Origin of the sequence: Pseudoxanthomonas beigongshangi (genome assembly GCF_016820515.1) — a bacterium.
In the GTDB taxonomy this organism is placed as follows: domain Bacteria; phylum Pseudomonadota; class Gammaproteobacteria; order Xanthomonadales; family Xanthomonadaceae; genus Pseudoxanthomonas_A; species Pseudoxanthomonas_A beigongshangi.
The window spans coordinates 48,136-67,760 of sequence record NZ_JADHDV010000014.1; the positions used below are offsets into that span (position 1 = coordinate 48,136).

Sequence of the window (19,625 nt, forward strand, 5' to 3'; positions counted from 1 at the left end):
GGTGCCCGAAGGGCGGATGGGGGCACGCGACGCCATGAAGCGGAGCCTGCTCGGCCACCATCCAAGACAAGAATGCCGAGCAAGCTCGGCGCTACCTCATACCAGGATGGCGTTCGTCTCCAGCCAATTGACGCAGGCTTCGACCTGCTCCTCCCACCCGATCCAATCGTCCTCCGACTCACCGCGATACACCGCCACCGCATGTCGCAGGACCGGGTGATGTTCACCAGGCAGATGCGCGAGGACATGTTCGGCCGCGACGTCCTTGGCGACAATCCCGCCCGTCCGCAACGTTACCCACATGCGCGCCAGCGTGAGCAGCGCGTGCTTCTCTTCGCCGCGCCAGTTGCGCGCCACCTCCGGCATCATCGCGAGGATGGCATCGCGGATGTCCGCATATGGAATCGCCGGCAGCAGATCGGCTGCCGGCGGTCCGTGCAAGGCGACGCCCTTGGCACGCGCCTGAGTCAGCAACAGAGCAATATCGGGATCTGGTTCGGCCGCGGGGACCTCGCCTGCTTCCAGCACGGTCCGCAGCCATTCGCCGAACTGCAATTCGCGCCGGGCCGGAGCGCGCCACGGCTGGATATCGTTCAGGACCAGGAAAGTCACTTCCAGCGGACGAACCTGCTCCCTCACCGGATACGCGGAGAAGGCCAGCAGCTTCCGCATCAACGGGCCGCGTTCGGCATCGGCCAATGGCCGTCGCAGGATCGCCAGCAAATCGATATCGCTCTGCGCGCGCAAACCGCCTTCGACAAAGGAGCCGTAAAGATAGATGGCCAGCAGGTTGTCCCCCAGTCCTTCCCGCAACGCATCGATGGCGTCGCGGGCCTGGGTGGGCACGTTGATGGCATGGATTGTCTGCAGAGAATTCACGACGTCAGGCTAGCCAGGTCTCGCCGATGCCGTTTGCCGCGAGCCGCCCACCATGAGGCCAGGCCCGCGCCCAGCGTCCAGGCCAGCAGGGTCTTGCCGCCGACCGGCAGACTGCCGATGGCCGCCAGCGCGACGACACAGGTCGCGACGAACGCCAGCAAGGCTGCGGGGATGTGCATGGACGCCATCCGAAGCGCGATTCCATGGATTACCAGGGCAACCAAACACGCGCCGGGTCCAAACACCACGAAAACATCCCATAGCCCCGTGGGAAATCCGCGCGGCATGGCGATCGCGGCGGTGCGGGCCAACGCATGTATGGAAACCTGGCAGGTCACGAACGCGGATGCGATTCCGATTGCCACGCCAAGCAATGCATTCCTCATGGCTGCTCCTGTCCTTCGCGCGGGGCCGATGAGGAAACATACCATCCGGCCCGTCATTTCCACGGACCTGCCGCATCCGGCTCTTCCGCGGCGATACGGAAGAAGGCGCTTCGGCGAGACACCACCGATACCGGCACGCCCTCCACGGACAGGCTCGGGCTGAACATCGGAGCGCCGTGATTTTTTCCGTCCCGGCGCGAATCACGGTCGTACCTTCACCCGGAATCGCCTCCATGCCATCCGTCGTCCACCCGCCGGACCGCTGATCCGCCCAGCGGCCGCGTGCCGCGTCATTCCCTGTTTCCACGCGTGCTCCTGCCGTCCCACGGCGGGCCGGGGACGCGCATGTCCCAAAAAAGGAATCCTGCCATGTCTTCCTCTTCACTTCCCGCTTCCCCCGCCGACGGCGAGCGCCTGCATGGCCTGGACGCACTGCGCGGACTCGCGCTGCTGCTGGGCCTGGTGGTCCACGCCAGCATGGCTTTCATGCCGGGCGCGAAGGCGTTCTGGATCGCCCACGATCCGGATCCTTCCGCCTGGATCGGCCTGGGCTTCTACATCCCGCACATGTTCCGGATGGTGCTGTTCTTCCTGCTGGCCGGCTTCTTCGGCCGGCTGGCTTGCGAACGATTGGGAACCGGCGGTTTCATCCGCGATCGCGGCAGGCGCGTCACCCTGGTCCTGCTGGCCGGCTGGCCGCTGGTGATGACCGGCATCGTGTCGGCGCTGGCGCTGGGCGCGATGCTGGACAACGGCGGCACCCTGCCGCCGTCGCCGCCTCCGCCACCGCTCACGCCGGAGACGTTTCCGCTGACCCATTTGTGGTTCCTGTATGTGCTGACGCTTTGCTACGCGGTGCTGCTGGCGCTGCGCGCCGTCATCGGCCGCCTGTCGTTCTCGCCGGTCCTGCTGCGATGGGGCGACGCGGTCACCCGCGTGCTGGCATCCCGTGCCGGATCGGCGTTGCTGGCCCTGCCGCTGGCGATCGCATTGGCGACCACGGCGAAGTGGTACGCGTTCTTCGGCATTCCCACTCCGGATCAATCGCTGTATCCCCCGCTGGCCGCGTGCGTCGCCTTCGGCAGCGCATTCCTGTTCGGCTGGTGGCTGCATCGCGGGCACGATCTGCTGCCCGGACTGGCGCGACACTGGCGAACGCAGCTCGTCATCGCGGCGGCATGCACGCTGTTCTGCCTGGCACTACTGGGAGGCCAGGTGGTGCTGGTCCCCGCCGCGCGGGAGCCGCGCACCTGGCTATATGCGGCGCTTTACGCGCTGGGCGCGTGGAGCTGGACCTTCGGCCTCACCGGCGCGGCGCTGCGGGCATTCGCGCAGGCACATCCCTTCCGTCGCTATCTGGCCGACGCGTCCTACTGGATCTACCTGGCACACATCCCGGTGGTGATGGCCCTGCAGGTGCTGATCGTGCGCGTGCCCGGCCCGGCCGGCTTGAAGTTCATCGCCGTCCTGCTGATCGCGCTGGCATTGCTGCTGGGCAGCTACGGGCTGTTCGTCCGCACCACCCGGCTGGGCGGCTGGATCAACGGGCGTCGGCATCCGCGCCGCTGGTCGTGACGGGTAATTCGTGGACGAATCCGCCCCACACTGTCGCGGGATGCCGGTTTCCTCGCGCGCTCCGTTGGCGCGTCAGGTCAACGCGGTCATCACCGCGGCCCGATAGGCGGGCCGTGCCTTCAGACGCTCATACCAGGCGGACAGATGCGGCGTGGCCGCGCGCTCAATCGGCATCTCGAACCATGCATAGATGAAACTGCCCAGCGGGATGTCGCCCATGCCGAAACGCTCGCCGGAAAGGTAAGGCTGTCCGGCCAGCGCCTGCTCGGGAATCCGCAGCAGTTCGTCGATTTCGTGGATGGCGGCATGGATCGCATTCCAGTCCTGCTGCTCGGGCGGGGTGCGCAGGACACCCCAGAACACGGTGCGGAACGGTCCGGCGAAGGTGGAGGTGGTCCAGTCCATCCATTTGTCCGCGACCGCCCGCGCCATCGGATCCGTCGCATACAGATCCGCGGTGCCGTACCGCGCCATCAGGTAGCGGACGATGGCGTTGGATTCCCAAAGGACGAAATCGCCATCCTCAATCATCGGCACCCGGCCATTGGGATTTTTCCGCCGGTACTCCGGACCATCCACAACGCCGAACGCGCCGCCGGCATTGATGGATTCATGGGCCAGGCCCAGTTCCCGCGCCGCCCACAACACCTTGCGGACGTTGGAGGAATTGATGCGGCCCCAGATCTTCAGCATGTCGCGGGTTCCTTCGGCAGAGATGGGCGGCGGATGTCCGACGCCCGGTTTGTCGGGCACGCAGTATAGCGACGGCCTGATGATCTCTTCGTTCTGTTTCGTCAGCCGCGCAGTGTTTCCGCCGCCACTTCGCGCAGTGCATCGCTGATTTGCCTGAGCGTGGTGGACCGCACCGCCGCGTGCTGCCAGTACAGCGGCACGTCGATCCAGCGTGACGGGTCGATATTGACGATCGCCTTCGCTTTCAACGCGGGCGCGGCCATGGAGGCCGGTGCCAGGCACCAGCCCAGGCCGAGCGCGGCGGCGTCCACGAAACCTGTGGACGTGGGAAGGTAATGCGTGGGTGGGGCGATGCGCGCGCGGGTGATGCGGCGGACGAAGCGCGCCTGCAGCTCGTCCTTGCGGTTGTAGACCACCATCGGCGCCCGCGCGAGCGAGGCGGCGTCCACGCCCGACGGGAAATGCCGCGCGGCAAAGTCTGGCGAGGCGATCGCGCAGTAGCGCATGGTGCCCAGTGGATGCACGTTGCAGCCCTGCAGCGCGCGTGCCTCGGCGGTGACGGCGCCCAGTACGGTGCCGTCGCGCAGCAGTTCCAGGGTGTGATCCTGATCGTCCACGCGCACATCGAACAGGTAGCCGTGGCGCTGGTGCAGGCGTGCCAGCGCGACGATGAACCACGTTTCCAGCGAATCGTCGTTCACCGCGATGGCGATCGAGCGCGTGGCTGGCGCCGCGCTGGTCTCGGGCAGGAAGTCCGCCAGCGCCTCGGCTTCCAGCGCCTGCATCGGCCGGACGCGCCGCAGCAGTTTTTCCCCGGCGGGCGTGGGCCGGCATGGCGCCTGGCGCACGACGATGACCTGGCCGAGGCGGTCTTCCAGCGCCTTGATCCGCTGCGAGATGGCCGAAGGCGTGACCGAGAGGCGGCGTGCCGCGGCTTCGAAGCTGCCTTCTTCCAGTACGGCGGCGAAGGCGGCCAGTTGGGGATGGATGAGGTCCATGGACGATGGCCTTGATTAGATTTGCTTCATTACGTGAAGTAAAAACAGTTTGCCTTAATCCAGCGGGCGCGACAGGCTCCCTTCCCGCCCAATGGAACACCACCATGCTGTTTGCCCCCGCCTCCGCCGGATTCGTTGCCGGCGCCGGCCTGATCATCGCCATCGGCGCGCAGAACGCCTTCGTGCTGCGCCAGGGCCTGCAACGCCGGCATGTCGGCCTGGTCGTACTGACCTGCATGTTCGGCGACATCCTGCTGATCGCCTGCGGCGTGGCCGGCATCGGCGCGCTGGTGCGGCGGTGGCCGGCGTTGCTGGAAGCGCTTCGCTACGGCGGCGCCGCGTTCCTGGGCGTCTACGGATGGCTGGCGGCGCGGCGCGCCTGGCACGGCACGGGTTCACTCTCGCCTTCTACCGGCGCGGAAGCCGACTGGCGCCGGGTGTGGCTGGCCTGCTTGGCCTTCACCTTCCTCAATCCACACGTCTACCTGGACACGATGGTGCTGCTGGGCAGCCTGTCCACCCGCTACGCGGGAGCGGCACGGACCGCGTTCGCGGTGGGCGCCTGCCTCGCCAGTGTGGCGTGGTTCTCGACCCTCGGCTACGGCGCACGCCTGTTGCTGCCGGTGTTCCGCAATCCGGTGGCCTGGCGGGTGCTGGATGCGCTCATGGCGGTGTTCATGGGCGCGCTGTGCCTGCTGTTGTTGCTGCGGCCGCTGGACTGAGTTCCGGCTTGCGAGCCCGCTATCGCGCGCCCCGCTCCCGTACCCGGTTCCGTCCCTCGGCCTTGGCCTGGTAGAGCGCCTCGTCCGCCTCGGTCAGCACTTCGTGCGCGCGTCCGCCCTGCACCGCCGCGATGAATCCCACGCCGATGCTCACGGTGACCCGCCCTTCGGGCGTGGGAGACGGCAGCGCAAGTTGTTCGATGGCCTCACGCATGGCCGTGGCAACGTTCAGCGCGCCCGCCCGGCTGATCGACGGCAGCAGCGCGGCGAACTCCTCGCCGCCATAGCGCGCCACCGTATCGGACGACCGCGAGGCGCAGCCCGCCAGCGCATGCGCGACCGCCTGGAGGATGCGATCCCCTTCCGGATGCCCGTAGGTGTCGTTGAGCTGCTTGAAATGGTCGATGTCGATCAGCAGCAGCGCCAGCGAATCGCCCGAGCGCATCGAGCGCCGCCACTCGCGCTCCATGGTTTCCTCGAAGTGGCGGCGATTGGGAATCCGGGTCAGTCCGTCGATGCGCGAGAGCGCGTCGAAGTAGTCGCGTTCCTCGTAGGTCTGGATTTGCAGGAGAACCCCGCGGATGCCTGCACCCAGCGTCGCCAGCACGAAGCCCACGGTGCCCAGCAGGGGCTGCGCCTGCACCACCAGCGCGGAAATCAGCATCAGCGTCAGCGGCAGGAACAGATGGCTGCCGGCCCGCGCCAGGTGGCTGCGGCGCGGCGGATAGACGCGGATGGGTTCCTCTTCCGGAACCTTCCACGCCAGCACCGCCAGCCACAGGAAGGGAAGCGGGATGATCAGATCGGCCCAGTGGCCGAAATCGACATCGGCGAAGAAGTGGTTGATCGCCACCGCGACCAGCAGGTAGGCGATCGCGAAACACGACAGCGCGCGGAAAAACGCGCGGGCGCGGGATGCGGTGGCAGTCACCAGCCGGGTCACCGCGAATACGGCGATGAACAGGTTCTCCAGGTCCAGCATCATCCGCAGATCCAGGAAACCGGCGCTGCCGACGTCCTGATCCGTCGCCAGCGCCGCGGTGCGCATTGCGTACAGCACGCCCAGCGCGAGCGCCAGCACCGCGTCGATCAGCCGCAGGTACCAGGCTTCCCTGCCAACGCTGGCAATCGCGAATGTCAGCGGCACTCCGTAAAGCACGTACAGCAGCAGGCTCGCGGTGCCGGCGGCCGGGCTGCCGGTGCGGACCTGCCACATCGCCATGAACATGCCTGACGCCCATAGCAGCATGGCGACCCCGACGGCCGGCCAGCTCTGGTCCCACCAGCGCGTTCGCCACATCCGCGCCACGCAACTCGCCGCCGCGATCGTCGGCGCGGCCACCAGGAATGGAAACGACGCCATCGGCGCCGCGGCCGACAGACCGATCGCGCACGCATGCGCCGCGACATACAGCATCATGATCAGGTAGGCCATGTCGGCGCCGGTATCCTTTCTCCCCCCGTCATCGCCACTAAAAATTGATCTTCGTGATGCCGGGGTCAAGAGGGGGCGCCGGCAAGCGGACCGGAGCGCCATGTCGTTCAGGTCCACGGGGAAATGACGCTATCCGGATTCCCCTTCGGGCGCCAAGCGTAATGCTGCCCGTCATTCCTCCCCTTGCTCCTGCTGCCGCCAAGGGCACCTGGCACGCATCGGGCCGTCCGGGGATATCAATGATGTTCTTCCGCCATATCGAAAGGCGGCGCCCCGTGGTCTACCCACCCTCGCTGCCGCCTGCCCCTCCACCGGCCACGATATGCGAACGCACTTCTTTCAGGGAAGAGAAAAACGGATTCGGCTCCATGAGCACGATCTCGTCAAGTGCCTCGGCAAGATCCGCATGATGACCCGGCGACGCCTTGATCAGGCGATAGCTGCCATTTCCGACCCAGAACAGTCCCTGCACGTTCGGCACAGTGAACTCGGGCTCAAGCGGCGCCCCATCTACGTCCCAGAAGACCCAGACGCCAGCCTCCACATCGAGTCCTTCGCACCGCGCAACGGCTTCCGCCTCGCTGGCGAAAACGAACAGGCAGCGTTCTTCCGTTTCAGCAACGAATATCACGACTTGCGCCAGAACACAGGCGAGTGCGCTTCGTAGCTGGCGCGTTTCACCTCGGAAAGTTCAATCATCCGTGGGAGGTCCTGTAGTCCCGCACTCCGTATTGCCACCGTGTTTTCCTCGAACAGGACAAGAGCCGACGACGCGAAATACTACGTCAGTCGAATTCATGCGTCTTCTGGAAGGAACGCGCATCCCGCACACGACTTGCGCTCCCTGGCTCCGTGCTATCGCGGCGGCGGCTCACCCGCTGGCACCGCAAGTCGCCGCGCCTTGTCGCGCAGTGCGTCCGCCTTGTCCATCTCGCCCTTGGCTGCGTGGGCTTCCGCCAGGCTGTCCCAGACATTGGCCGACCCGGGAAACAGGACGGTATTCAGTTCGAACACGCGCAATGCCGCGTCCACGCCCAGGTTCTCGCGCACGGCGTAGCCGGTGGTGTTGACGAGTCGTTCCAGTTCAGCCGCGTCGAGGACGCCGCCTGCGCGAATCGTCCGGGCCTGCGCCTGCACATCTCCCTCGACGGGGGCCTGCAACGCATACGTCACCAGCCTTTCCGACAACGCCTCCGCCGTGAACCGTTCCGGCGCCGTCGCCGCCATTGCGCTGTCCACCGGCACGCGCGACCAGACATTCCGGGTACTGCCATTGGTCAGATAGGCGAAGACATGGACGTCTTCGTCCAGCGAATCCTTGAACACGATGCGGACCCGCACGCGGGCGCCACCGTCATGGCCGACCTGCCGGTAGCCGTCGCTCTCGCCGTACTCCCAGCCGGCGGCGAACCAGCCGCGCTTTCCGCCGGACAGCGTGCGCGGCTGCCAGAGGCGGCGCAGTGTCGCCTTGCCCACCAATTCACCCGAGGTCATCGCCCGCAGGAAACGGCCCAGGTCGTCCAGCGTCAGATACAGGCCGGCATGGCCGTAGGCATAGGCGGGCCAGGCCAGATCCTGTTCCTGTTGCAGGCGACCTTCCTTGCCGATGTAGCTCGTCACCACGCCTCGAGGGGGCAATCCGGCCGGACCCAGCCAGGTGTGGCGCATGCCGAGTCTGCCGAGGATGCGCGTCTCCACGATCCGCGGATACGGCTTCCGGTAGCGGGCTTCCAGCAGCGCGGCCAGCACCAGATAGTTGGTCTGCGTGTAGCGCGTGTCGGTGCCGGGAGCGAACTGCATCGGCCTGTCCGCCAGCGACGTGAACACACCCGCCAGATCCGGGGCGAACACCGTGTCCGCCGCCGCGCCGGCACCGTTCCGGTTGTCGAAGTATTCCGGCACGCCGGAGGTGTGATCGAGGAAATCCCGCACGGCAATGGTCCGCCAGGCCGCCGGCAGTCCGGGCAGGTAGGTGCTTGCCGGCGTATCCGGATCCACCTGCCCCTTCTCGACCAGTTGCATGATCAGCGTGCTGGTGAACAGCTTGGCCAGTGAATAGGCGGGAAAGACATCGCCGCTCGCGACCCGTCGGCGCGTTTTCACGTCGGCCTCGCCGTCCACGCCCCGGAACACCACCTTGCCATCATGCGCGACCAGCAATGCCTGGCCGGCGATGCCGTAGCGCTCGCGGTTGAGCGTCATTTGCCGTTCCAGTGAACGGGACAGCGCGTCGTCGTCGCGCGCGAAGGCGGCACCCGGCAACACGGCAACCAGCACGATCAGCATCGCCATCAACCTTTTGCACTTCATTCCGTCGCTCCTGTTGCCGGGCCCCCACCCAACCTCCCCCGCAGGCGGGGGAGGGGCAGTTTTTTGCTTGCCTTGTGATGCATGCGATCTGGCCAGGCGCTCACTGGACGAAGAAGGCGGTGCGCGCCACGCCCGCATTGTTGCTCGGCCCCATCCAGGCGCGCACTTCCAGCTCATGCAGCCCGGGCTGGTCGGCGGGAATGTCCGCGCCGAACAAGCCGCTGTCCGGATCGAACCGGAGCGGATAGCGGCGCGGCGCGCCGCCGTCGACCGTCACATGCAATTCGACCTCGGTGTCGGCCACGCGCCACGGCCCCTGCGCGGAAATCGTGCAGCCGCACAGCATCGTGACCCCCGCCCGCACCGGCACGTTCGTACCGGTCTTGATCCACTGATAGGCGACCGGGCTGGCCAGATCGACAATCAGGCCCGGCAATTCCAGCAGCCAGCCATCGCCCGCGGTCAGGTGGCGGCCCGGCAGGATCCACTGCGTGCTGGTGGCGGTCGTGATGGCCTGCGGTTGGCCGAGCGGCCCGGTCACGCTCGCGGTGACCCGGCGCGGACCATCCAGATCGAGGGTCGTCCGGAACAGCGCCGAATCGGCGGTGGAAACTTTCCCGCCCGGTTTTCTTCCGGCGTCCATGATGAGCCGGGTATCGCCGGTGCTGCCCGATGTCTGGCCCCGGACCAGGATCTCGCCGGTGTCCGCATCGCTCAGGACCACCCGCACCGGCGCGGTGTAGCCGCCGAGGAACTTGGCGCCCCGCGCCAGTACCCGGACTTCCACGTCCGTCCGTTCCGCATGGGCCGGACCGGCCACGCCGGCGCAGACGAGAAGAAGGCACCACGCAACACGGATGGGAAAATGCATGAACAGGCTCCAGGGGAATGTGGAAAGACGACAGCGACGACCGACCGATATCACCGGCAGGCCGGCCGTCAGGGCGGACTCGCAGGGGGAAACCCTTCCCGACCGGATACCGGCGGCGCGGTCCGGAAAAGCCTGGAGCCATCTGGCAGAATCGGCCACTGACATGTCGTGACATCGGCTGACATGTCGTCACCGCAAGGCTTTCGGGCCACGGGAATCAGGAGAAAGCGATGCTGTGCTTCGATGACGTCCGGCTGGACACCACCACCTTGCAGGCGTTCCGGAACGACGTTCCGCTGGATGCGTCGCCGCAGGTGGTGGAAGTCCTGGCCTACCTGATCGAGCACCGGGATCGGATCGTTCCCCGCCAGGAACTGCTCGAACGGTTCTGGCCACGCGCCGGCACCGGCGGCGACGCCGCCCTCAACACCTGCATCCGCCGCATTCGCACCCTGTTGGAAGACGACGCCGAAGCCCCGCGTTACATCCAGACCCGACCTCGCGCGGGCTATCGCTTCATCGCCACGCTGGCCGGCGAAGTCGATGCGCCGGGACCACCGCCGCCGACCGCGGGTACCCCGAACCGGTGGCCGCTGGCCGGCGGCCTGCTCGCCGTGGCGCTGGGCATCGGCGGCGCGCTCTGGGCGCACGCGGCACTATCCCCGCCCCGGCATCGCATCGCCATCGAACCGGTGCAGGGCCTGTGCGAATACGTGCTGTTCCCGAAATTCAATGCCGGCCTGCGCGAAAGCCTGACCGCGCGGCTCAGCCACCACCTGCCCGCGGGCTACAGCGTGGCCGCCGACAGCCAGGAAGCGGATCTGCATGCGCGCGTCAGCGTCCGGCAGACGCCCCGGCGGACCGTCGTGGTGCTGACCCTGGTCGACAAGCGGGACGGTAAGTTGCTGTGGTCGGACGAATTCACCGGCGACACGGACATGGACGACTACGTGCCCTTGCAGCGCTCGCTGGCCGAGCGCATGGCGGCGGGACTGACCGGCGCGCTGGAAAACAAGCGCTCGTGACCGCAACGATGCGGCCGTGATGGCGCATCGCGACACCGGCTGCGGATGGGCGGCCCGCTGACGTCACCGGGAGCGACGACTCCACACCCGCTTCGCCCGCATCATTGCCCGACCATTCGATACTCCCCGGGCGCGCCGAGGACGGCCTGGAACGTCCGCGCCTCCCGCGAGTACGTATGCGTGGTGTCGATGGTCAGCGTGCTGTTGATCAGCATGCTGTGGGTAGGCGCGTTGTTGGTCAGCGCGATCGCCTTGCCCCCGGGGTTGCACGACCAGAATCCGGTCGAGACCTCGACGAACGGCACGCGGGCCGCCACCCGGGCAGGTTGTCCGGGTTCGGGCAAGCTCATCCATTCGATCCACACCCGGCAACTGACATGTTCGAAACCGACGCTTTCGACCACGACGCGGTAGGTTCCCTCCCGGGCGTCGGCTTTCCAATGTCCGCCGGTGATGGTCGTCGCGGGCGTGGTTGCTTCATCGGGCCAGGCCATGGCCGTGGGCGCGGCGAGCAGGAAGATCGCATACAGCAACGCGGTGGACGTCTTCATGATTGACCCGTGCGATCCCGGGATGCGGCCGATGGAACGTCATTACAGCGCCCGGCGCGCCTCGGCACAACGACGGCACCGAAGCGGCACGCGGTTCACTCCTCGATCGCCTCGATGCCCTGCTGGCGCAGGCTCTCCAGATGCGCACGCATCTCCGCTAGCCGCTCGGGGGCATGCCCCTCCCACGCCGCGACCTCGCCGATGACGCGGAAGGGATGCGAAGAACGGTATGAGCGGGTGGGATTGCCGGGAAACCGCTTGTCGGTGAGGTTGGGGTCGTCTTCGATCGGCCCGGTCGGCGCCACAAGGTAGATCCTGCCCGGTCCGTCCCCCACCGCCAGTTCCGCGCCCCAGATCGCCGCGTCCAGGGTGGCGGACAGGTAGACGAACCGGGACGGTCGGCGACTGCCGTAGTTGGAGGCGCGCCCCGGCGCGATCAAATCACCCGCTTTCAGGTCGGCCTTGGTGCCGTGGTAATAGGTTTGCGAATCCGCCATCGCCTTGTTCCGGTGTCCTGCCGTTTCGACAGGGCGGCGATGCTGACGCATGGGCGGGGCCTTGCCGCAAGTCCCCCGCCGTTATATAAATTTGTGGCGGGAGGCGCGTGGCGTCTCCCGTTTTCGTTTTCACCGCCTTGGTTTGGCCCGGTTCTCACTGGGCGACCGGAAAAACCGTCCGGAGGCCGTTCCCGGCCTTCCCGAAGCAGACTCGACCGTGGTCTCGGGCAGAATGTCGCAATCTGCCAATTACATTCAGCCGGGCCGGCGGTACGCTTGCTTCCTTGCGCCCGTACCTCATCCCTCGCCGTCGGAGATTCCCATGAAGTCGATGTTCGCCATCCTGCTGACCGCGGTCGCACTGCACGCCGCGCCAGTCCTCGCCGACTCGCCGGTATCGTCTCCCTTGACCGGAAAGTGGGCGATCGACGTTGCCAAGTTGCCGATGCCTCCGGAAGCGCGGCCGAAGAGCGTGACCCTGGAGTTCAGCACCCAGGCCGACGGCAAGTGGAACACACAGGTCAAGATCGTCAATCCGGATGGCAGCACAATGCACTCCGATGCCACGCTGCCCCTGGACGGTACGCCGGGTCCGGTCACCGGCGACTACTGGGCCGACGTATCGGCGATGAAGATGCCCGCTCCCAACGTGCTGGTGCTGCAACTGGCCTACAAGGGCACGCCCTCCTCCACCCGCATCTACACCGTCACCGGGGACGGCAAGACGCTGACCGAAACCAAGGCCTTCTTCAGCAAGGAAGGCAGCCCGATGCTGCAGACCACGACGTTCAGTCGCATTCCCTGACAGCCTGGCCGGCGGTAGAGAATCAATATCCGCCGCCCTACCGGGTCGGGCTTGCACCCGCGTCCGGCGACATCGGCGGCGTTGCCTGCCGCCGGTAGTACGCGCGAGCGGTGGGAGTTTCCACGCTCAGCGCCCGCACGACGCCATGAGCGTCGCGATGGAAGCGCAGTTCCGCGTCGTAGCGCGCGGCCAGGAAGCGCACCGGCGTCAGCGGCAGCAGCGGCGATGATTCCTCCGGCTCGTCGGCCGGGCCGACCGTGAAGGCACCATCGGCCCGCTTGACTTCCAGCGCGTCGAATTCGAACCGGTCGGCCAATTCACCACGCAGGTCCATCGGAACAGCCGCATCCAGCCGATAGGTGCCGGCGTAATCGGCGTAGGCCGGCGCGCTGGTATCCAACGCGATCATGCGGACCAGCGGCTTCACGCCGTGTCCCAGCGCATCCGACAGCGCATTGCGGATTTCACCGCGCAGTCCCTTGCTGTTCTTGCCATTGGTCAGGATGACGAAGCCATCGCCGGAGTCGAGATAGCCCTCGAACCCGGCGTGGTAGCTGTCGTTGTCGCCATTGTGGAAGAACCGGCGCGTCGCGCCGGTACCGGACAGTTCCGGGCCCAGCCCGCGCGTGCCCGGTGAAACCTCGCTCATCATCTGTATCGCCGTGTCACGCGGCAGGAAGTCGCTCCGGCCCTGATAACTCTTGATCAGCGCGCCGACGAATGCGCCCATCTCGTTGGCGCTGGTCCACAGGCCCGAGGCGGCCTGCTCCGGAAACGCTTCCCAGCCACGCGGCAATGCGGTTGGCCGGCCCTGTTCGTCGTGTGCCTTGGCGATGTTGCCGCGCCGCGCCGGCAGCGGATTCTCGAAGGTGCTGCGGCGCATGCCGATGCGTTCGAAGACCTGCGCCCGCGCCGCTTCGACGAACGACGTGCCGGTCACGTCCTCGATGACCTGCTGCTCGACCATGACACCGCCGCCGGAATAATCGCTCTCCGTACCCGGTTCGCGCTTCAGGCGGACCGGATCGTTCTTGGCGGGCGGGGTGCCGTCGAGGGTCTGCACCAGCGTGGGCAGCTTCTCGCCGGGCAGATAGTCCTGGAATCCGTGCACGGTCAGCCCGGAGGTATGCGACAGCAGCATGCGCATCGTCACCGTGGGATTGCGGATGCCTGGGGCTTCCGGGATCCGCCACGACGTCATGTAGCGATTGACGTCGCGATCCAGATCGATCCTGTCCTGCGCGACCAGTTGCAGCGACGTCGCCGCCGCGACCACCTTGCTGACCGAGCCCACCGAGAACAGCGTGTCCGCATCCACCGCATCCGGGGTGCCGGCTTCGCGCACGCCGAAGCCGGCGGCGTAAACCACCTCGCCATTCCTCAGCACCGCCACCGCCACGCCGGGCACCTTGTAGTGCGCCATGCGCTCCTGCAATGACCAATGCGGCACGGGTTCGCCCGCCTTGAGCAGACTGGGGCGCAGGCCCTGCGCCAGCGCGGTTTTCAGCGGCGCGGTATCGCCATCGGCCGGCGCCTGCGCGCCCGCCATGCCCATCACGCCCGCCAGCATCAGCGCCGACAGCATGCGGACCGATTTCCTGTTCTTCATCTGCAATCCTCCGTTGATGCGTTGATGCGTTGATGCGTGTTGTCGCGCGGGGCTTCAAGCACGGCGCCGCCCGCGTTGCCGCGCGTTTCGCGGCGACGGCGGTTTTTTCTGCATCCATCGGGTGCCCTCCCGCCCGATGTCGCGCGTTCTTCAACCTCCGGCTTTCGCGCCCTGCTCCAGCAGATAGGCACGCACCGCCGGATCGCGGGTCTGGTTCAGCGGTGTGCGCCAGCGTCCCAGCCAGCCGTCGGCTTCCACGCCCAGATTGACGTCGGCACCGCGTTCGACCAGATAGCGGACGGTCGGAAGATGGCCGGCGCGGGCGGCATTGATCAGCGGCGTTTCGTCATAGGTCACCACGCGGTTGACGTCGGCACCGGCGGCGACCAGGCGCTCCACGATTGGCTGCGCGCCCAGGCCCGAAGCCACGATCAACGGATTGCCTTCGCCGAGCGAGGCCCGGTTCGGATCCGCACCGAGTTCCAGCAGCGCATCAACGGTCCCCACATCCCGCGAGCGGACCGCCTGGATCAGCGCCGTGCCTTCGTCGAGCACGCGCGCATCCACGTCGGCGCCCGCCCGGACGAGTTCGCGCGCCATCTCCCGATCCCCGTCGCGGGCGGCGGCGAGCAAGGCAGTGACCTGCGCATCGGGTTTGGCGGCACATCCCCCGGGCACGTCCAGGCGCGGCGTAGCCGCTACCGCCAGGCCGGTGCACGCCGTCAGCAGGGCGACACTGAGCGCCATCGCGCCACGGCGCCGGGCGAAGCCGGCTCCCGCACCGTCCTGGATCAACCCATCGATGCGCTGCGCGAGATGGCCGCGATGCTCGACCATGCCCACTGCAAGCCACTCGCGCTGTTCGCCCAGATCCAGCATGGCCTCGGCGCTGGCCAGCAACGAGTCGGCGTAGTCGGTCGGCGCATCGCAATCCTGCGCGGCGCGCGCATCGCAGGCCATTTCCCGCGCCAGTTCCAGGCGTGCATTGATGGCGCGCAGGAACGGATTCCACCAGAACAAGGCCAGCAGGCCGCGCAAAGCGGCGGCGAGCCAGAGATCGCCACGCCGGATATGCGCGATCTCGTGCCGCAACACGTCGCGCAGCGCGTCCACCGGCAGGCTCTCCACCAGGCCGCACGGAACCAGAATGCGTGGACGAAGCAGCCCGACGACCATCGGCCCGTCGGCGGCGGTGCTGGCGATGCGCGCGTTCCGGGGCAGGGCCACGCCCAGTGTCGCTTCCAGCGCGGGCGCGGGCTGTGTCACGCGGCGCAGGCGGCGCGTTTCCCGCCATCCCTCGAACAATCGCATCCACTGCCATAGCAGGCCGAGCCCCCACGCCAACACCAGCACCGTCGAGAAGGAGCGCGGAACTTCCAGATACATCGTGTCAGGATGTTGTCCCGCCTCGTACACCGCCTCATCCGCGCGCGCGCCTTCTCCCGGCAGCACGACGACGTGCTCGGGTTCGGTGACCCGCGCCGGCAGCGTGGTCGTCCAGTCCGGCAGGAACGATGCGAACGGCAACGCCACCGCCAGCGCGAACACCCCCAGCAGCAGCCATGAGCGGCGTTCGGCACCCAGCGCGCGCAGGCGCATCAGCCACACCGCGACGCCGAACAGCACGATGCTCAACAGCAGGTGCCGGACCGCGAAAGCCAGCACCATCTCGATGATGTTCATTTGCGTCCCTTGGCCCTGGCCTGGTCGACCTTGTCTTGGAGTGCCTTGATTTCCTTGCGGCCGATGCCTTGGTCCTGCAGCAGATGCTGGGCCAACAGGTTCGGCGACCCTTCGAAGAACTGCGACAGCAGATGGTCCAATGCCTGCTGGCGGGCTTCTTCCCGGGTAATCACGGCCCGGTAGATGAAGGCTCGTCCTTCCTGGCGATAGCTGACAAAGCCCTTCTTGCCAAGAATGTTGAACATCGTCAGCACCGTCGTATAGGCCGCTGGCTTCTGCTTGGACAACTCGTCGGCAACTTCGCGGACGGAAGCCTCGCCGCGGTCCCACAACACCTCGAGGATCGCCTGTTCGGATTTCGTCAGCGTGGGCGAAGCGGGTCTGGCCATGCCGAATCTACTTGTTAATTAGTTGGCGGATGGAATCACGGGCCGGGACGGCTGTCAACTAGTTAATTCGTAGATTCCATTGCCCGGCACCGGGCGGTCAGGCGCCCTTGTTCTTCTCATCCCAGGGCATGGGTTCCCACAACTCAACCTTGTTGCCATCGGGATCCATGATCCAGGCGAACTTGCCGTTCTCGTGCGACTCCGGGCCACCCACGATCTGGACATCCGCCGCGCGCAGCTGGGCGAGCAACTCATCGAGGTTGTCGACGCGGTAATTGATCATGAAGGACGATTCGCTGGGACTGAACCACTGGCTGTCCCGCTGGGCGAGATGCCACACCGTCAGTCCACCGTCCTCGGCCTTGTCGTCCGGCCAGCGCAGGACGGCGCCGCCCCAGGACTCCAACGGCATGCCCAGATGTTTCTCGTACCAGGCGGCCAACGCGGCGCTGTCGCCCTTGCACTTCAGGAAGACGCCGCCGATTCCGGTAATCCTTGCCATCTCCGCCCCCAACCCGTTGAGTTGCCGATGCCGAAAACCAGCCCGCGCGGGCGAATGCTCGGTGGGTCGCCGCCGGGAGTCAATGGGCAACCGGCCACCGCACCCAGGGGTTCACCAGGAATTCGTCAACGCGTGTCCTCATTGGCACAGGCCAGGGCACCCGGAGGCATGAATGGCCCGCCATTTTCGGCGACGTCCTTATCGGTGTATACGCCAGGGGAACACAGATGTTGGCATCCCCCGCCGATGTGTTTGGCACCTCCGCCAAGTTCGCACTGGACCAGGCATTTGTCCGATTTCGTGCTGCATCGCAGCGCTGCATGTTTGACCATGCACCAAGTGCCCCGGGGGTAGTCGCTGGCGTTCAGGGACGAAATGTCGCACTCACTGGAATAGAGCGACCCTGGACGGGAAGCGCACCCCATCGTCACCAGTGCGACGACACATATGCCTATCCTGAAACACCAGACGGCCAATCCTCTGCTACGCATCAAAGTACCCCTGGCCCCGAATGAACGATGTCGCGACCCTACACCATGGCGGGCTATTCCTCGAACCTCCCCCCTTCCTCGCGATCCCGCTCGTATCGCTTCCCCAACGGGAACGCCGGCAGCCATGCCTCCCGGCGGACGGTCCAGCACTCGTAGGTCGGCACCAGCTGACCGGGGACGTCCAGCGCGCCCAGATGCAGTTCGATTTCATCACCACTGCGGGCGAACACCGAAGAGCCGCAACGCGGACAGAAATGTCGTCCGGCGTAGTCGCGGGTTTCGCCCTCGATGGTCACCGCCTCCTGCGGGAACATCGCCGCCGCAAAGAACAGCGCGCCATGATGCTTGCGGCAATCCAGGCAATGGCAGATGCCAACCCGATAGGGACGTCCCGACGCCACCAGCCTGACGTCGCCACACAGGCAGCCGGCAGTGAATCGCTCCATGGGCGCATGTCCTCGTATCGGTCGGTCTGCCCTTTTACAACATCGGTGTTCGGTTCGCATGTCCGGGCACGCGGCTTGGCCGAAGCACGATCCGCCACGCTTTTCCGCATTTGCGGTGTAGTGGAACAGACCGGACGGATGCTATGTTCGCCCGGCCGCCAATCCAGGATGGACGCCATGCCCGCAGTTGCACGACTCGCTCTTCTTCTCGGCATCTCCCTGTTCGCACCGCACGCGCTCGCCGGGGCGCCGGTTTCGGAAACCGGCGAACTCCAGGGCGCCCCGTGGCGCATCGATGTTCCGGACAACTGGAACGGCGAACTCATCATGCTGGCGCATGGATTCGAACCCGTCGGAACGCCACGCCCATCCGCCTGGCCCGCGAACGAGGCCACGCCCGCGCTGCTCGGCGCCGGCTACGCCGTGGCGCAAAGCGGTTACCGCACGCAGGGCTGGGCGGTCGCCGACGCGATCGCGGATACCGAACGCCTGCGCCAGCATTTCATCGCCGGGCACCCGGACACCCGGCGCACCTGGATTCTCGGCTACTCGATGGGCGGCGCGATCGCGGTCGCCAGCCTGGAACGGCAGTCCCGCCATTACGACGGCGGGGTCGCGCTGTGCGGCGCCACCCTCCCCGGCGACACGCTGGCCGGCGACTTGCTGACCACGCTGGTGGCCTTCGACTACTTCTTCCCGAAGGCGGAAGGATTGCCCATGGATGGCCTGGCCTCGCTGGCGGCGGCGGCGCTTCCCCAGATGCAGCTCCACCAGGGCATCGCGGCTGCGCTGCAAACGCAGCCGGAAACGGCGCAACGACTGGCCACCCGCATGGAAGTGACACCCGAGGAACTCGCGGGCGTGATCAGCCTGCATGCGCTGGTGTTCCATGACATGGCCAGGCGATACGGCGGCATGCCGGTCGGAAACCAGGACACGGTCTATGCCGGATTCGGCGATGACGCGGCCTTCAACGCCGGCGTGAAGCGCTACCCGGCGGATCCGGCGGTCAGCGCCAGGTTCACCGACGAACTGGCGCTGACCGGCGCGCTGAAGCGACCGCTGGTGATCCAGTTCAATCACCGCGATCCCACCATCGTGCCGCGCATGCAAGGCGTCTATCCGCAGCTGGCGGCCAAGGCGGGTGCGACGCCACTCCTCACGGTGCTGCCGGCGGCGGGCGAAGGACACTGCGGCTTCTCCGACGAGCAGACCGTCGCCGCATTGAAAGTGCTCGCCGGAAAGGCCGATGCGATACCCGCGCGCTGACCTCCCACGGACGGCCCGCGCCGTTCCCGGCGCCGGTGGCTGATGATCGTTTCCCGCAACGCAGCCCGACTGCTCGGCGTCAGCGCGGTAGCCGCCGTGCTCGCGCAACAGGCGTTCAACAGTTTTTCCTGCTACGACCACTCATTGCTCGACTACCTGCGTGCGGTGGGCGTCTTCCTGCTCCTCCCGCTGCTTCCCGCGCTGGTGTCCCTGTTGACCGCCAATCCGTTGCGCGCGGTGGGCGCATGCCTGCTGCTTTCGCCCTGGTTGTGGTTCGCCTACTACACCGACTGCGTCGCCCCCTACGCCGGCGGCGGGGCATCCCTGATCTACGTGGCCGTGCTGTTGTGGGGGACGCCATGCGCGCTGTTGGGCGCATTGATGACCGGCCCGATACTGCGGCTCGCGGGCGTGAAGGTCGCCGCGACCGGCCGCCGCGACGACGAACGGTGACCTGGGGCGTCGCACCCGCGCGTTTTCCCCAGCGAC

General features: G+C 66.8%; 21 protein-coding genes. 6 read left to right on the plus strand and 15 right to left on the minus strand.

Annotation, left to right across the window (positions count from 1 at the left end):
• Nucleotides 1–96 precede the first annotated feature (96 nt).
• Entirely contained in the window at nucleotides 97–879 is a 783-nt protein-coding gene (locus IQ458_RS11880; protein ID WP_203322932.1) for an aminoglycoside adenylyltransferase family protein, read from the minus strand.
• Entirely contained in the window at nucleotides 876–1,265 is a 390-nt protein-coding gene (locus tag IQ458_RS11885) for a hypothetical protein (protein WP_203322933.1), read from the minus strand. Before IQ458_RS11885 ends, IQ458_RS11880 begins: the two co-directional genes overlap by 4 nt.
• A gap of 369 nt (nucleotides 1,266–1,634) precedes the next feature.
• On the opposite strand from IQ458_RS11885, the gene IQ458_RS11890 reads away from it, so the two are divergent.
• Complete coding sequence (locus IQ458_RS11890; protein WP_203322934.1) at nucleotides 1,635–2,840, plus strand: acyltransferase family protein; 1,206 nt, start codon at nucleotides 1,635–1,637, stop codon at nucleotides 2,838–2,840.
• Nucleotides 2,841–2,912: 72 nt separating this feature from the next.
• Here the strand turns inward: IQ458_RS11890 and IQ458_RS11895 are convergent, their stop codons facing one another.
• The gene (locus IQ458_RS11895) at nucleotides 2,913–3,533 is read right to left on the minus strand and encodes a glutathione S-transferase family protein (RefSeq protein WP_183637923.1); all 621 of its coding nucleotides are present in this window, start codon (nucleotides 3,531–3,533) and stop codon (nucleotides 2,913–2,915) included.
• Between the two features lie 101 nt (nucleotides 3,534–3,634).
• Entirely contained in the window at nucleotides 3,635–4,531 is an 897-nt protein-coding gene (locus tag IQ458_RS11900; protein WP_203322935.1) for a LysR family transcriptional regulator ArgP, read from the minus strand.
• A 104-nt stretch (nucleotides 4,532–4,635) separates the two neighbouring features.
• Between IQ458_RS11900 and IQ458_RS11905 the strand changes: the two genes are divergently transcribed.
• Nucleotides 4,636–5,253 carry a LysE/ArgO family amino acid transporter gene (locus tag IQ458_RS11905; RefSeq protein WP_183637929.1) on the plus strand — a complete coding sequence of 206 codons (618 nt, stop codon included), beginning with the start codon at nucleotides 4,636–4,638 and terminating at the stop codon, nucleotides 5,251–5,253.
• A gap of 19 nt (nucleotides 5,254–5,272) precedes the next feature.
• Here the strand turns inward: IQ458_RS11905 and IQ458_RS11910 are convergent, their stop codons facing one another.
• The 4 genes from IQ458_RS11910 to IQ458_RS11925 form a co-directional block, all read right to left on the minus strand.
• Nucleotides 5,273–6,688 carry a GGDEF domain-containing protein gene (locus tag IQ458_RS11910; protein WP_203322936.1) on the minus strand — a complete coding sequence of 472 codons (1,416 nt, stop codon included), beginning with the start codon at nucleotides 6,686–6,688 and terminating at the stop codon, nucleotides 5,273–5,275.
• Between the two features lie 280 nt (nucleotides 6,689–6,968).
• Entirely contained in the window at nucleotides 6,969–7,319 is a 351-nt protein-coding gene (locus IQ458_RS11915) for a hypothetical protein (RefSeq protein WP_203322937.1), read from the minus strand.
• A 224-nt stretch (nucleotides 7,320–7,543) separates the two neighbouring features.
• Nucleotides 7,544–8,998 carry a serine hydrolase domain-containing protein gene (locus IQ458_RS11920; protein ID WP_203322938.1) on the minus strand — a complete coding sequence of 485 codons (1,455 nt, stop codon included), beginning with the start codon at nucleotides 8,996–8,998 and terminating at the stop codon, nucleotides 7,544–7,546.
• Nucleotides 8,999–9,098: 100 nt separating this feature from the next.
• A complete protein-coding gene (locus IQ458_RS11925; RefSeq protein ID WP_183637938.1) occupies nucleotides 9,099–9,869 on the minus strand; it encodes a hypothetical protein in 771 nt (256 codons plus the stop codon).
• Between the two features lie 230 nt (nucleotides 9,870–10,099).
• On the opposite strand from IQ458_RS11925, the gene IQ458_RS11930 reads away from it, so the two are divergent.
• Entirely contained in the window at nucleotides 10,100–10,894 is a 795-nt protein-coding gene (locus IQ458_RS11930) for a winged helix-turn-helix domain-containing protein (protein ID WP_203322939.1), read from the plus strand.
• 101 nt (nucleotides 10,895–10,995) lie between these two features.
• Here IQ458_RS11930 and IQ458_RS11935 read toward each other — a convergent pair whose 3' ends face one another.
• Together IQ458_RS11935 and arr are read right to left on the minus strand one after the other, a co-directional pair.
• Nucleotides 10,996–11,445: a hypothetical protein gene (locus IQ458_RS11935; protein ID WP_203322940.1), complete on the minus strand. Its 450-nt coding sequence runs from the start codon at nucleotides 11,443–11,445 to the stop codon at nucleotides 10,996–10,998.
• 95 nt (nucleotides 11,446–11,540) lie between these two features.
• Nucleotides 11,541–11,942 carry an NAD(+)--rifampin ADP-ribosyltransferase gene (arr, locus tag IQ458_RS11940; protein WP_203322941.1) on the minus strand — a complete coding sequence of 134 codons (402 nt, stop codon included), beginning with the start codon at nucleotides 11,940–11,942 and terminating at the stop codon, nucleotides 11,541–11,543.
• A gap of 322 nt (nucleotides 11,943–12,264) precedes the next feature.
• Here arr and IQ458_RS11945 point away from each other — a divergent pair, with 322 nt between their 5' ends.
• Nucleotides 12,265–12,747, plus strand: a complete 483-nt coding sequence (locus IQ458_RS11945; RefSeq protein WP_235996798.1) for a LuxR family transcriptional regulator — start codon at nucleotides 12,265–12,267, stop codon at nucleotides 12,745–12,747.
• Nucleotides 12,748–12,784: 37 nt separating this feature from the next.
• On the opposite strand, the gene IQ458_RS11950 is transcribed toward IQ458_RS11945, so the two are convergent.
• From IQ458_RS11950 to IQ458_RS11970, 5 genes are all read right to left on the minus strand, one after another.
• Nucleotides 12,785–14,356: a serine hydrolase domain-containing protein gene (locus IQ458_RS11950; RefSeq protein ID WP_203322942.1), complete on the minus strand. Its 1,572-nt coding sequence runs from the start codon at nucleotides 14,354–14,356 to the stop codon at nucleotides 12,785–12,787.
• A gap of 150 nt (nucleotides 14,357–14,506) precedes the next feature.
• The gene (locus tag IQ458_RS11955) at nucleotides 14,507–16,039 is read right to left on the minus strand and encodes a M56 family metallopeptidase (protein ID WP_203322943.1); all 1,533 of its coding nucleotides are present in this window, start codon (nucleotides 16,037–16,039) and stop codon (nucleotides 14,507–14,509) included.
• Nucleotides 16,036–16,428, minus strand: a complete 393-nt coding sequence (locus IQ458_RS11960) for a BlaI/MecI/CopY family transcriptional regulator (protein WP_183637956.1) — start codon at nucleotides 16,426–16,428, stop codon at nucleotides 16,036–16,038. Before IQ458_RS11960 ends, IQ458_RS11955 begins: the two co-directional genes overlap by 4 nt.
• Before the next feature lie 97 nt (nucleotides 16,429–16,525).
• The gene (locus IQ458_RS11965; RefSeq protein WP_203322944.1) at nucleotides 16,526–16,930 is read right to left on the minus strand and encodes a VOC family protein; all 405 of its coding nucleotides are present in this window, start codon (nucleotides 16,928–16,930) and stop codon (nucleotides 16,526–16,528) included.
• A 544-nt stretch (nucleotides 16,931–17,474) separates the two neighbouring features.
• Complete coding sequence (locus IQ458_RS11970) at nucleotides 17,475–17,867, minus strand: GFA family protein (protein WP_203322945.1); 393 nt, start codon at nucleotides 17,865–17,867, stop codon at nucleotides 17,475–17,477.
• A 177-nt stretch (nucleotides 17,868–18,044) separates the two neighbouring features.
• Here IQ458_RS11970 and IQ458_RS11975 point away from each other — a divergent pair, with 177 nt between their 5' ends.
• Complete coding sequence (locus tag IQ458_RS11975) at nucleotides 18,045–19,136, plus strand: alpha/beta hydrolase family protein (RefSeq protein ID WP_203322946.1); 1,092 nt, start codon at nucleotides 18,045–18,047, stop codon at nucleotides 19,134–19,136.
• Nucleotides 19,137–19,178: 42 nt separating this feature from the next.
• Nucleotides 19,179–19,589 (plus strand): Na+:solute symporter, encoded by a 411-nt coding sequence (locus IQ458_RS11980; RefSeq protein WP_183637971.1) that lies wholly within the window; start codon nucleotides 19,179–19,181, stop codon nucleotides 19,587–19,589.
• Nucleotides 19,590–19,625 lie beyond the last annotated feature (36 nt).